Source organism: Ignatzschineria sp. LJL83, from assembly GCF_054871845.1.
Genome location: NZ_JBTXLY010000004.1, coordinates 52,532 through 66,625, shown reverse-complemented (window position 1 = coordinate 66,625; position 14,094 = coordinate 52,532). Strand labels below are relative to the sequence as shown.

Genomic DNA, 14,094 nt, shown 5'->3' with positions numbered 1-14,094 from the left:
ACATGCTAACGCTATTTACCGAACCATTGATTAACGGAATCACCAATGCGCAGTTATATGCCTTGGTGATTTTGCTATGTAGCTTTGTGGCATTTGTCATTGGCAAATGGCGTTTTGACGTGGTGGCATTGGGTGCACTTTTAGCAATGGTATTAGTGGGTGTTGTGCCGATTGGGAATGCTTTTTCCGGTTTTAGTCATCGGGCAGTGATCACCGTTGCTGCTGTATTAGTATTGAGTAATGCGCTGGGAAATACCGGCGTGACATATCATCTCTCTCAGCATTTAAGTCAATTTTCGGATCGACCTGTATTACTGATTTTAACCCTCACAGGATTAGTCGCTTTTTTCTCGGCATTTATGAATGATGTGGGAGCGCTAGCGCTTATTATGCCGGTGGCGCTACAAGTTTCTCAGCGGTATAACATTCCGACATCAAGACTTTTAATGCCGATGGCATTTGCTTCTCTTTTAGGGGGAACGGCAACACTCATCGGAACGCCTCCGAATATGATCATTGCGCAATATCGTGAAACGGTGGATCCTGCTGCCGGTGCATTTGCGATGTTTGACTTCTTTCCGGTAGGAATTGTAGTTGTTGTTGTTGGTTTGCTCTATATCTCTTTTATCGGTTGGCGCTTGATTCCTATTCGAGGAACGGAGGCGAATACCCGATTGTTTGAAACGGATGATTATCTACTTGAAGCGAGAATTTTAGCGAATAATAAGTTTATCGGTAAAAAGATTGCTGATTTAGAGAAGGTCACAGAAGATCATGTGAATGTTGTGACAATTTTACGAGGCGCTCGTAGATTGTTATCTCCCAGCAAAGAAGAAGTGCTCAAAGAGGGAGATGTGCTCTTAATTGAAGGACAACCGGAAGATTTAAAACAATTAGAACTGCTTTCCGGCGTCACGATTAAGTTTTCTAAAGAGAGCAAAGAAAAAAATAGTAAAGAATTCTTAGAAACGCTGGAAGTGGTGGTGAATGCCGGCGCTAGAATTGCCGGACATACGATTTCAGAACTCTATTTACGTGAAAAATATAACATCAATATTTTGGGGATTTCTCGGCAAGGTGAGAGCATTCGCCAACGATTTTCCCGCTTAACATTGAAAGCAGGCGATATATTATTGATCCAAGGCGACAAACAAGAGTTGCCGGAAACGATGAATTATTTAGGATGCTTACCCTTAGCGGAACGTAATATTCGCCTGAAACCTTCATCAAAAATGTGGCCAACGGTCGGGATTTTTATCTTATCGGTTTTAGCAGTGGCATTTCAAATATTACCGCCACATATCGCCTTTCCATTAGCGATATTTTTTATGATTATCTTTAAGCTCGTATCACTGCGGGAAGTGTATCAAAGTATTGATGGACCACTCATTGTATTGCTAGGGTGTTTTATCACAGTGGGCGCCGCGCTAGAAGCAACGGGGGCGACAAATATTATTGTTGAATCTGTGGTACCGCTTCTTGAAGGGTTGCCAGCTATGTTAGTATTGTCTATAGTCATGTTAATCACGATGTTGATTACAGATGTGATTAATAGTTCAGCAACTGCGGTAATTATGGCGCCTATTGCAGTAGGGGTTGCCAATATGATGGGTCATAATATTGATCCATATTTAATCATTATTGCCATTGCATGCTCATGTGCCTTCAATACACCAATAGGACACCATTCTAATACGTTAGTGATGGGTCCGGGAGGATATCAATTTGGAGATTATTGGCGTATGGGTTTTTTACTAGACTTATTGCTAATTGTGACGGTTGTTCCAGCAGTAATCTATTTTTGGCCATTATAAATTTGAATACAGAAAGGAATCAAAATGAAACTATTTACCGGCGTTCCATTAGCGCCAGATGATGCAATTTTAGGTGTAGTTGAATCCTTTAAGCAGGATCCACGGGAAGAAAAAGTTAATTTAAGTATCGGAATCTACTCGGATCATGCCGGTAAAGTACCCATTTTGAAAGCCGTAAAAGCCGCCGAAGCCTATCTTTTTGAACATCCTCAACCTCGGGTATATTTACCGCTCGGTGGTTTAGGAAGCTACGTGGATTGTGTGCAGAAGCTTCTGTTCACGGAAGATCATGAACTTTATCGTGATCAAAGACTTGCAACCATTCAAACACTTGGCGGTACAGGTGCTTTGAAGATTGGTGCAGATTTTTTACATACGATCTTGCCAGAAAGTAAGGTGTATGTATCAGATCCTACATGGAGCAATCACATTGCCATTTTTGAAGGTGCGGGTTTTGAGGTAGGAGAATATCCTTACTTTGATGATAAAACCAAAGGCGTTGCATTTGATCGTTTCTATCAATTTTTAGAAAAGCTTCCGGCAAAATCTATCGTGTTATTGCATGCTTGTTGCCATAACCCAACTGGAGCCGATTTAACGGTCGAGCAGTGGGAAAAAGTTGCGGCAATCTTTAAAGAACGTGATCTGATCCCCTTTTTAGATATGGCATATCAAGGTTTCTCGAAAGGCATCCAAGAAGATGCGGCATCTATTCATATCTTTGCAAAAACGGGGCTTCCAGTATTTATCGCGACTTCTTTCTCAAAATCTTTCTCACTTTATAGTGAAAGAATTGGGGCATTAACGGTCATTACCGCAGATAAAGAAGAGCAAGAACGTATTACTTCGCAAATTAAATCAAAAGTTCGTGCAATTTACTCATCGCCTCCTTCATTTGGAGCATACTTAGTGCATTATGTCTTAGCAGATGATGAACTGCGTGCATCGTGGGAAGCGGAGCTTGCAGAAATGCGGGATCGAATTAAATCGATGCGTGGGAAATTTGTAGAGCTTTTGAACAGTAAGCAGGATAAAGTAGACTTTAGTTTCATTAATAATCAAGCGGGTATGTTTTCTTATTCAGGACTTAGCGCAGATCAAGTTGAGAAAATGAAAAAGGATTATGCTATCTATACTGTAGATACAGGTCGAATTTGTATCGCAGCGTTGAATGAAGACAACATTGAACTTGCGGCAAATGCCGTAGTTAATGTACTATAAAGCTATTTAGTCCAGAATCTCGGTTAAAGGGGAACGTTTATGTCAGAAAGTGTATTTATCTATAAGCTTCCGCTCTACATTATTGCTCTACTTTGTATTACAGGTTGGGTATTATTATTTGGAGTGGTGTTCTTCGGTAAATAGGAGAAGAACTCAAAAGGAAAGAGTGCTGTCATAGCGCTCTTTTTTTATGTATAAAATATCACTCTTAACGGTAATGATCGGCGATTAACACCATTTATGATAAAAAGATGAAAGGAGATCTCTTGAAAGAGGATATGGATATCATAGAAACAATATTTCAAAACGTTTCTGCTAAAAAGGAATATTCCTTAGATATATTGAAGTCAATGTTAGGAATAGAAGAGGCGATATTGCGAGATAATCTTGATCAACTCTGTTTGATCAGTGATCTTTTTAAGGTGGAAAATGAGAAATTTTCGACTTTAAAAGAATATATTCCTTTAAATTCCCAAGAGATATTAGGGTTTTTGCCGAAAGATTTACAATCTCAATTATTGATAGAGAACCGTTTTATGACGCAATCTACCAATTTGGATTTAGAAAAAATTCAAGTTGCCGGCAATGAAGAATGCACGCATCCTCTTGCGGCAATTGCTATTGCCGAGATGCAGCGAAGTGGAAAAGGGCGCAGAGCAAAAGCGTGGGTTTCGCCTTTAGCAAAAAATCTCTATTTCTCATTTAAATATCACTTTTCGCAATCATCTTTAGAATATTTAAGCACGTTGAGTTTGCGAACCGGCATTGTTTTGCTTCAAATATTGCACGATAGTGGCATTCAAGATGCGAAAATTAAGTGGCCTAATGATATTTGGGTAAATGGACATAAACTTGCCGGCATTTTAGTGGAAAGTACTTTCTCTTCGAAAGGCATGGATGTTGTGATAGGGATTGGTATTAATAACCAGATTGATCAAGAGATCCAGGTGTTAGAAAATCATCCCACGAGTTGTGAAGCAGTACTAGGTTACGCATTAGATCGTAATTTGTTAGTGGCAAAACTCACAACCAAATTATTTCAGCTCTGTGAACAGATTGAAAAGGACTCAAAAAACTTATTGCATCTACCATCTATTTGGAAGGAATATAGCTACTTCTATGGAAAAACGGTGCAGTTGATTTCTGATCATGGAATAGAGATTGGGCAAGAGATGGGAGTAGATGAGAGCGGGGCGCTTTTGATTCAATATGCAGACGGTTCATTCAAGACACACTTGTCAGGAGATCTATCTGTTCGCGCTTATGAATAAACTCGTAAAACCTGTTTTATAGAGAAATCAATTTAAGAAAGCTCCCTTGTGAAGTAGAGGCTGATTCATCGCTGGGGAATGCTTGCATTTTTTTATAAATCTCGCGCTAGCGGAATTCATTTTTTTAGAATGTGAAGTAAGATGAAGTGACGATACAATGAGGTTTTCTTAGATGGATTTCACTACATCCGCTACACAGCATTATCATTGTGAAACATGGATTGATCGGTATAAATATATCAAAAAGCCAACGAATGGATCGTTGGCTTTTGTCTGTTTCACGCTATTTTAAAGTATGGACTATTTGAATATGGACTTATTTACAGTTCATGGAAAGTACTCGTCCATTTCGGTACAGTACACGGCAGCTAGAGCCGTTGCGTTTTCCGGAACACCAGTCTGCTGCCATGGTAATATTATTGACTTTACAGCCTACAACAGCGCCGGAGTTGTTTTTAATGACCTGTAACGAACCGTTGACAGTCCCTCTTGGAGCTGCTGATAAAATACCATCTTGTTGTAAGCCTCTTTGTAAGCGTGGTGCTACACCTGTTTTTCTGGTGTTTTGTGAAGAAGCAGTATTACTAGAACCGGAAGATCTATTGTTTGATTTCGCATCCAATGCTAATTTCAAATCCATTAAAATGCTTGCAGTCACAACATCGGAGCTACTTTTTCTTTGAGATTTTAAGAATGCGTTGAGCTGTTTTTTAGAGTTGTTCCCAAAAATACCATCCGGTTTTACAGGATAACCTAATCCTTTCAGGTATGTTTGAGCTTGCTTTGGCGCATTTTTTTTGAATGATTCTAGTAATGCATTATCAATAGTATTCCCTTTCGCTAGGTTATTTTGGGAGCGGTAGGTTGAGATTGCACGTTCTGTTGCCGGTCCCATTTTCCCATCTGCTTTGCCTTTTAAAATGCCAAAACCGATGAGATAACTCTGTGTATCGACAAGTCGCTGTGCCGCTTCACGCGCTTTAATCACTTTTTCATGATATTCCTTCGCAAGCGTTGTTCCTTGTTCTTCATCAATCAAAATAAGATATGCCGGAATATCTAAAGCTTCGTTCACTTGGTACCCGTAACGATTTTTAAGAATCCCCACAGCTCTACGAGTTTTAGGACCCATTGTGCCGGTTTCAGCATCTTTCATATATCCTGTACGATTGAGATAGCGCTGAAACTTATTAATATCTTCTTTTTCAAGTAATTCTTCGGTACGCTTATCTAGTTTTCCTGAAGCCGGAAGCTTAAAGGCTTGTTGAAATGCTGTAATCGCTCTTGTTGTGCCAGGACCTGTTAAACCATCGACAGTGCCGGTGTAGAAACCTAAGTATGCGAGTTGTAACTGGATTAAAGCAATATTTTCGGTACTTTTTGCATGAGATAGATCTAAACCCTTTACAGAAGCGCGATATTGCTCTTCACTTTTCTTTGTATCCGCTTGTAAGCTTGAATCTTCTTCTTGGCTAACCGGCGATGTGCCATCATCTACAACATCTTCAATAGAATCTGTAGGGATATCTTTAGGATCAATCGGTGGCGTGAATTCACTATTTAAATCTTGGTTAAAGAGCGTCAAAAGAAGAGCCGGCGTTAAACGACCAACTTCTTCGGTATGAGTCGCTTTTTCATATGCCATAATGGCATTTCGGGTACCAGATCCTGAGATACCATCGATTTCGCCGTCATATAATTTGTCTTGTGTGAGGCGATATTGCACCATTCGATACATAATTTGCCTGAGAGGTGTTTGCCATCTTGGGAGGATTTCTCCCGTTTCTCTCTGTCCTAAAGCTTTTTCAAATTTTCGAATCGCTTCTCGTGTTGCAGGACCATTTGAACCATCAAGATCGCCATCATAAAGCTTTAAAAGATAGAGAGATACTTGAGTGAAGAAGATATCTGATCGTCGAGCATTAATTAATAGATCATCTACCTCTGCACGTGATAGATCGAAATATTGGATCGGTTCATTTAATTCAGATAGCTTTTGGAGTTTTTTATCTAACTCTGCTTTTTTACGAGCAATTTCTGCTTCTTTAGCGGCAATTTCAGTGGCTTTTCTTTTTTCTTCTTCTGCAATTTGTTGTTGATCTAAAATAATTGCAATAGACTCTTGAATCACAGGGACGGTATTTGTGAGCGGTAATTCTACCACGCTATTTTCAATGATCTCATCAGTCACATTGTTTTGAGAGATTGTTTGTGTGGAGATGATATCTGTTTGAGTTGCCGAAGCCTTTGTGATCTCTATGGTTTCTCTAATTTTTTCTTGTGGTAAGAAATTTGCATTAAAGAGATGGAATAGTGTTGATGGCGCAAGCGTTCCCGTTTCAGCTAATCCCACACTTTTTTCAAAGCGACGAATGGCATTTCTAGTTGCGGCATCATTACGACCGTTAATATTACGAGTATAGAATTCTAAAATTTGTAACTGTTTTTGAACTTTTTCACGAATGATGGTTTCTAATGGCTCTTCCCAACGTACATGAGGAACCCCATCAGCTGTCTGTCCTAAAGCTGTTTGGAAACTTTTAATCGCATTTCTCGAATTCGCACCATTCACACCATCAATGATTAATGGTGGGGGAAAATAACCGGCAATTCGGAGCCATGTTTGTAATGTTAACGTTTTTGGCGAACGAGGATTATTCGTTAATGCTTGGATTTCTTCTGGTGTGAAAGAGAAATAGGTAAGGAGGGTTTCAGAAAGTTCTTGATCAACGGCTTCGATGGCTAAATCTTTGAGAAAATCTAACTCGATCAAAGATTCATAGGGTTTCTGTTCACTGTTTTGAGGGGTGATTGCAAATAACACTTTCTGATTGTTAGCATTTAAGTAGTAACGATTGTCAGAGAGTAGTTCCAAATTAACACTCGCTGGCAAGCGTTCTTGAATGCTGGTAAGAAGTGCTTGTTGTAATTCAGCATCTGATAACGATGGATATTCTTTTTCAACATCTTTCAAAAGCAACGTAATGGCATCATGTTCAAGATCAATAAACCATTCTGGTGTAATGACCGGAATAGGAGTGAGTTGATTTTGGATTTGATAGTTTAAAATATCTTCTTGAAACGCCGGTGTGAAGTTACCCTCAAGGTTATCCACAGGATAGTTGAGGATATAGAGCCAAATTTGTGCACGCTGTACGATGGCAGAATTGACGCCCGTTGCAATATTTTTAGATACAAACCAATCTTGAAGCGCTTGGTTTGTCTTGTTGTAAGCGTAATCATACAAGGTAAATCCGTAAGCATCCTTAAAGTATAGATTATTATCATTTTGATATTGCGCTAATGAATCGACTTTAGGATCTTGGCTATCTTTTAAGATATCCACAAGGCTATTGGCGGAACTCAGTGATAGAGCGAGTATGGATGATAATGCCACTTTAAGGAGTGCTTTACGCATAATATTTAATCCTTTGGATGATTTTTGACAGGCAACTTTCCTTTTCTCAAATGTACCAAGATGAGTGATGTTGCCGCAGGAGTGACCCCTTGAATTCGTGATGCTTGACCAAGGGTTTCAGGTTGCGCCTGATTTAAACGCTCTTGAATTTCAATAGAGAGGCCTTCTACTAAGTTGTAATCAATATTTGCCGGTAATGGCGCATTTTCAAATTTTTGATTACGTTTAATATCATCAATACTACGATTGATGTAGCCTTCATATTTTGTATGAATTTCAATTTTTTGTAATACTTCCGGAGAGAATTCTTCTAAAGAAGGACCATCTTCATCATGTAAATTTAAGAGCGTATCTAAAGAAATTTCAGGACGTTTAAGAAGGCTTAATGCACGAATATTCTGTTTAAGTTCGACTTTATTCTCTTCTTGGACTTTTTTACCGGCAGGCGAATCGACACGAATCATCCAATCTTTAAATTGTTGTTCCGCTTTTACGATCGCTTCTTGTTTTTCGAGGAATTTCTCCCAGCGATAATCATCTACAAGTCCAAGCTCACGGCCAATCGGTGTTAAACGTTCATCGGCATTATCTTCTCTAAGAATGAGGCGATGTTCTGCGCGTGACGTAAACATACGATACGGTTCGCGAACGCCGAGGTTAATGAGATCATCGATCATCACGCCGGTATACGCCTCATGACGTTTCGGATACCAAGCATCTTTCTCAAGATAGCGTCTTGCGGCATTTAATCCCGCAAGTAATCCTTGAGCACCCGCTTCTTCATAACCTGTTGTACCGTTAATTTGTCCGGCAAAGTAGAGGTTTTCAATCGCTTTTGTTTCAAGCGTGAATTTGAGATTACGGGGATCAAAGAAGTCATATTCAATGGCATATCCTGGGCGCGTAATATGGGCGTTTTCCATGCCGGGAATACTTCTGACTAATTTGATCTGAATATCAAAAGGTAAACTTGTGGAGATGCCATTTGGATAATATTCATGAGTATCCAAGCCTTCAGGTTCAAGGAAAACATGATGCTGATCTTTATCGGCAAACTTCATGATCTTATCTTCAACAGAAGGGCAATAACGAGGACCTAAACCTTCAATAGTTTTGTTATCCGCATACATTGGCGAGCGATCTAAGCCGCTACGAATAATGTCGTGGGTCTCTTCATTCGTATAAGTTGTCCAGCAAGATACTTGTCTAGGATGTTCTTCACGAGAACCTAAATAGGAGAATACCGGCGTTGGGTTATCGCCAGGTTGCTCTGACATATTGCTGAAATCGATGCTTTTCCCATCTATTCTTGGCGGTGTTCCTGTTTTTAAACGACCTTTTCCAAGATTGAGTTCTGCAAGTTTATGTGAAAGGGGAATCGATGCCGTATCGCCCATTCTTCCGCCACTATAATTTTGCATGCCGATATGAATTAATCCTGAGAGGAATGTGCCGGCAGTGAGGACAACGGTTGTTCCACGGAAACGAATACCCGTTTGGGTAATCACGCCACAAACTTTGTCGCCTTCTATAATAAGATCGTCAGCCGCTTGTTGGAACAGATAGAGGTTTGGCTGGTTTTCTAAAATTTTACGCATCGCTGTTTTGTAAAGCGTGCGATCTGCTTGCGCTCTTGTAGAACGAACCGCAGGGCCTTTAGAAGCATTCAGTGTTCTAAATTGAATACCGGCAAGGTCTGTAACATGCGCCATAGAACCGCCAAGCGCATCAATCTCTTTAACGATTTGCCCTTTACCGATTCCACCAATTGCCGGATTACAGCTCAGCTGCCCGAGCGTTTCAATGTTGTGAGTTAAAAGGAGCGTAGGAACGCCAAGACGAGCGGAAGCGAGCGCGGCTTCAGTGCCTGCGTGTCCGCCACCAATTACAATAACGCCAAAATGTTGAGGATAATCCATATAAATAAAACAACTTAATGTGAGGAATGAGTGAGAAATAATTGTGCCATAAAGGAACATTTATTCACGGGATTCGTTAGGGGAAATTCCATTTTATAACGAATAGAAAGAGCTAATTATAAACTAAAAAAGGGATCTAACCAATGAAGATCCCTTTTTAGAAATGTCTCTTTTGTAAAAGATTCTAGATTTTATTCTTCAGAATGCTTTGCTAAATCATCAAGCGCTGCTGTAAATCCTTTCATAGAGATATCTACTTTAACATTATTTGTTTCAGGACCTAAGAAATCATGAGTGTAGCTAATGCCAAGTTTATTAGAGTCTTTTAGAGTCTTTAAAACTTTTGGATCATTAATAGGAAGACCTGTAATACAACCATCTGGTAAACAGCGTTCAAAGCTTAAACCGGTCACTTTATTGCCTTCAATTTCTAATTGCTTGCCATCAATGTTGAGCTCAAGACCTGGGATCAATAGTGCACCAGGAAGAGCACTGAAAATGATAGTTGGATTGCCATCGATATAGACAACAGATGCACGAAGCGCTTTAATTTTTTGTTTTTGCGATGCATCATTTGGATTTGTAAGCTCGATATCTCCCGTTGAAGACATTAAACAGTTTTCAAAAGTCCCTTCAGGAGACTCATCTTGTAAACATTCAACTTTCCAGCTGCCGTGTTGCTTAAGATAAACCACTTCCGTTTGGTTTTGTTGCGCAGATGCAATGCTTCCGAGAAGAAGCGCTGCAACGCTTGTGCTTAGTAGTAACTTTTTTAACATAATCGAGTTTTACTCCAAATATCATTGGGAATGCTAATAATTTCGCTGTTTTCTAATCAAATAGAATAACATTACAAGGGGTTTATTATATACTAGTTCAATAATCGTTCAAGAAAAGCTCGATTTACTTAATGCGACAAGGAAGAGAATAAAAAAAGATGCAGTTATCAAATGAGAAATTAACGGGTGGCGGGCGCGTATATGTCATTTCAGCCCCTTCAGGTTGCGGTAAAACCACTTTAGTTGATGCGTTAATGGAACAAGATCAAGATGTCACAAGAGCAGTTACCCACACCACAAGAAGTGCTCGAGAAGGTGAAGTGAACGGTATCGATTATCACTTTGTATCAAAAGATCAGTTTAAAACAATGATTCAAGAGCATGGATTTTTAGAGCATGCAGAAGTCTTTGGAAATCTTTACGGAACATCGATTGCAGAAGTACAAAAGCATACGGCAACGGGAAAAGATGTGGTGTTAGTGATTGATTGGCAGGGTGCCAATTCTGTAAAAGCAATTATGCCAGAAGCCGAGCTTATCTTTATTGTTCCTCCTTCGATTCAAGCATTAGAAGATCGCCTCTCATCAAGACAGCAAGATGATATTGAAGTTGTGAATAAGCGCATGGCAGATGCCGTGAATCAAATTCAGCATTATGTCAATTTTGATTATGTTGTTGTGAATGATGATTTCACAATTGCCTTGCAAGATCTAGAGCATATCTTTCAGGCCAATCGATTACGAACGGCGTATCAGAAAGTGAAAAATAGAGCATTACTCACACAATTGTTGAATGAGAAAATCTAAATAAATCTAAATATTTAATAGGTTTAAAGTTATAATGCTGTTCTATCAAGAATCGCGGATAAATAAATTTTAAAGTTTTAGGAGTAAAATTATGGCTCGTGTTACAGTTCAAGATTGTTTAGAAAAAGTAGATAACCGTTTTCAGTTAGTAACGGTTGCAGCAAAAAGAGCAAGACAGCTCGAGCGTGGGGCAGAAGCGACAGTTGCTCGTACAAGCAGAGCATCTAAGTCTGCAGTAATTGCGTTACGTGAAATCGCTAAAGGTGATATTACGGCCGCAGAAATTAAAGCAAAAGAGTTAGAGCACGCAGCAGGATTCTAAGAAATTTTGCAAAGCATCAAACAATAATTTTAGAAAGGCCTAATCTCTTGAAAGTGTGAATAAGAGCATTACGGAAAATAATTCTAAAAGTTGAAAATGAATAAGACGAAACTGTTTTAGTTACTTTTGAAGATTTTAAAAAATCTCAGAAGTAATAAAACAGTTTCTTTATTATTGATTTCACAAAATGATAATTTATGTTATTTCTAACATCATATAATTGATGGATTGATTAAAGGATCGAGATATTCGATTCAAAGGAGTAGAGATGGAGAATTATAATCTTCCTCCTAATCTCCTTCCATGGCGCAAAGAATTTGAGATTAAAGTCGATCGCTTATTGCGTATCGTTGGTCGCTATCTTTCGGAAGAAGAGGTTAATGAGGTTAAACGAGCCTGTATTTATGGTGCTTTTGCGCATCAGGAACAGTTTCGCTCGTCAGGTGAACCTTATATTTTTCATCCGATAGCGGTTGCCCTGATTTTGAGTGAAGTACAGATCGATAAAGCGGCATTAGTCGGTGCGATCCTTCATGATGTGATTGAAGATACAGATATTGGCTATGGTGAAATCGCCCGAGAATTTGGGGAGGAAGTTGCGCAGATCGTTGATGGCGTGACTAAGCTCACTAAAATTAAATTTAGATCGAAGGAAGAAGCGAAAGCAGAAAACTTCCGAAAAATGGTCTTAGCCATGACGAAAGACCTACGTATTATTATGGTGAAGCTTGCAGATAGACTTCATAATATGCGCACATTAGGGTCATTGCCGGCATACAAGAAACGCCGCATTGCCAATGAAACATTAGAAGTATATGCACCAATTGCCGCGCGTTTGGGAATGTACGTTTTACAGGTCTATTTAGAAAATCTCTGCTTTGAAAATATCTATCCGATGCGCTATGCCGTTTTGGCAAAAGCCATTGATGAAAAGTATGCCAATGAGAGAGAGAACCTTACCCGAATTAAAGATGCGATTCATGATCGTTTGATTCGTAGCAATATATTATCCCGTATTTCCACAAGACAAAAACACCTTTGGAGTATCTATAATAAGCTGAAAGTCAAAGGGCGTATTGAGCTTGTATATGATATTTTTGCGATTCGTGTCATTGTGTCAACGGTGGATGAGTGTTACCGCGTTTTAGGAATGGTGCATCAGCTCTATAAGCCGATTATTGGGGGTTTTAAAGATTATATTGCTATTCCAAAAGGCAATGGTTATCAGAGTTTACATACGATTGTGTTTGGTCGAAATGGTTTGCCGGTAGAAGTACAGATCCGCACTCGTGATATGCACGTAATTGCGGAAGCCGGAGCGGCTGCACATTGGCGTTATAAAGATGCATATGAAGGACAAGAGCATCATCAAATCCGTACCAATAAATGGTTGGATTCAGTTACAGAACTACAAGATAGCGGGATCTCTTCTGAAGAATTTATGGAAGCGATGAAAGCCGATATCTTCCCGAAAGAGATCTATCTCTTTACGCCAAAGGGGCGCATTATTGAATTGCCGAAAGGATCTACAGGCATTGATTTTGCTTATGCGGTTCACACAGAAGTAGGAAATCGTTGTAAAGCGGTGATTGTTGATGGCGTAGAAGTACCGTTCTCACAATCGTTACATAATGGACAAGCGGTTGAAATTATTACGGAACAAGGCTTAAGACCATCGCCAAAATGGCTCGATTATGTCGTAAGTGCAAAAGCGAGAACGAGTATTTTAACGTATCTCTCTAAGTTAACCGATGAAGAAGCTTATAAGATCGGAAATACGTTATTAAAAAAATCCTTAGCAGAGAAAGGGATTTTATTAGATGACTTCCCAGATGAGGATAAAAACAAGTTACTTGAAGAGCTTGGTTTGGGTACGAAAGAAGAGCTATTAATAAAAATAGGTCGTGGCAAGTATCCGATGCATTATGTGATTAATCGTTTCTTAGTGAAACAAGGATTAGCGGTGGGAACACATGAAACACCAGATGAAGATGCCGATGGTTTAGAGGTTTCGAGCGATATTATTATCGGTGCGGAAACCATGAAAACAACTCTAGGTCGTTGCTGTTATCCATTGCCGGGAGAATCGATTATCGGTTATCTCAGCCAGCGTCAAGGAATGGTTATCCATCAGGTGGATTGTGCAAATGTAGATAACTATAAAAAACAACCTGATCGCTGGATTCCTTTAGCTTGGAGCAAAAAAGCACAGGGAGATTTCCCAGTACAATTGACGCTTATTGCAAAAAACCGCCGTGGCGCCATTGCTTCTGTGAGTGCAAAAGTGACAGAGATGAACTTGGATATAGGGGAGTTTATGTCGGAACCTATTAGTGATGATTTAGTGACGATTCGTTTTGTGGTGGATGTTGAAGATCGTAAACATTTAGCAGATATTATGCGAGAAATCCGATTGTTACCATTGGTAGAGCGCGTTTCACGGCGTTAACTCAAGATTCAAATACAGATTTTTAAAATGATAAAATCCAAAATAACAAAAGCCTTTAAGCAATAATCTTAAAGGCTTTTTGATATGAACGTTTA

General features: G+C 39.4%; 9 protein-coding genes. 6 read left to right on the top strand and 3 right to left on the bottom strand.

What is annotated here, in order from left to right; translation table 11 throughout:
- Window positions 1-2: 2 nt before the first annotated feature.
- From ACYSN2_RS03855 to ACYSN2_RS03845, 3 genes are all read left to right on the top strand, one after another.
- On the top strand, window positions 3-1,814 hold the full coding sequence (locus ACYSN2_RS03855; protein WP_461748940.1) for an SLC13 family permease: 1,812 nt from the start codon (window positions 3-5) through the stop codon (window positions 1,812-1,814).
- Window positions 1,815-1,838: 24 nt separating this feature from the next.
- Window positions 1,839-3,035 carry an amino acid aminotransferase gene (locus ACYSN2_RS03850; protein WP_461748939.1) on the top strand — a complete coding sequence of 399 codons (1,197 nt, stop codon included), beginning with the start codon at window positions 1,839-1,841 and terminating at the stop codon, window positions 3,033-3,035.
- A 266-nt stretch (window positions 3,036-3,301) separates the two neighbouring features.
- Window positions 3,302-4,306, top strand: a complete 1,005-nt coding sequence (locus tag ACYSN2_RS03845) for a biotin--[acetyl-CoA-carboxylase] ligase (protein ID WP_461748938.1) — start codon at window positions 3,302-3,304, stop codon at window positions 4,304-4,306.
- A gap of 316 nt (window positions 4,307-4,622) precedes the next feature.
- Here ACYSN2_RS03845 and ACYSN2_RS03840 read toward each other — a convergent pair whose 3' ends face one another.
- The 3 genes from ACYSN2_RS03840 to ACYSN2_RS03830 all read right to left on the bottom strand — a co-directional run bounded on the left by ACYSN2_RS03840 (window position 4,623) and on the right by ACYSN2_RS03830 (window position 10,422).
- Complete coding sequence (locus ACYSN2_RS03840) at window positions 4,623-7,724, bottom strand: peptidoglycan-binding protein (protein WP_461748937.1); 3,102 nt, start codon at window positions 7,722-7,724, stop codon at window positions 4,623-4,625.
- Window positions 7,725-7,729: 5 nt separating this feature from the next.
- Entirely contained in the window at window positions 7,730-9,643 is a 1,914-nt protein-coding gene (mnmG, locus tag ACYSN2_RS03835; RefSeq protein ID WP_461748936.1) for a tRNA uridine-5-carboxymethylaminomethyl(34) synthesis enzyme MnmG, read from the bottom strand.
- Window positions 9,644-9,834: 191 nt separating this feature from the next.
- The gene (locus tag ACYSN2_RS03830) at window positions 9,835-10,422 is read right to left on the bottom strand and encodes an invasion associated locus B family protein (protein WP_461748935.1); all 588 of its coding nucleotides are present in this window, start codon (window positions 10,420-10,422) and stop codon (window positions 9,835-9,837) included.
- Between the two features lie 158 nt (window positions 10,423-10,580).
- On the opposite strand from ACYSN2_RS03830, the gene gmk reads away from it, so the two are divergent.
- From gmk to ACYSN2_RS03815, 3 genes are all read left to right on the top strand, one after another.
- On the top strand, window positions 10,581-11,228 hold the full coding sequence (gene gmk / locus ACYSN2_RS03825; RefSeq protein WP_461748934.1) for a guanylate kinase: 648 nt from the start codon (window positions 10,581-10,583) through the stop codon (window positions 11,226-11,228).
- Window positions 11,229-11,319: 91 nt separating this feature from the next.
- Window positions 11,320-11,550, top strand: a complete 231-nt coding sequence (gene rpoZ, locus ACYSN2_RS03820; protein WP_461748933.1) for a DNA-directed RNA polymerase subunit omega — start codon at window positions 11,320-11,322, stop codon at window positions 11,548-11,550.
- 268 nt (window positions 11,551-11,818) lie between these two features.
- Window positions 11,819-13,999, top strand: coding sequence for a RelA/SpoT family protein (locus tag ACYSN2_RS03815; protein WP_461748932.1), 2,181 nt, complete (start codon window positions 11,819-11,821; stop codon window positions 13,997-13,999).
- The last annotated feature ends 95 nt before the right edge of the window (window positions 14,000-14,094 follow it).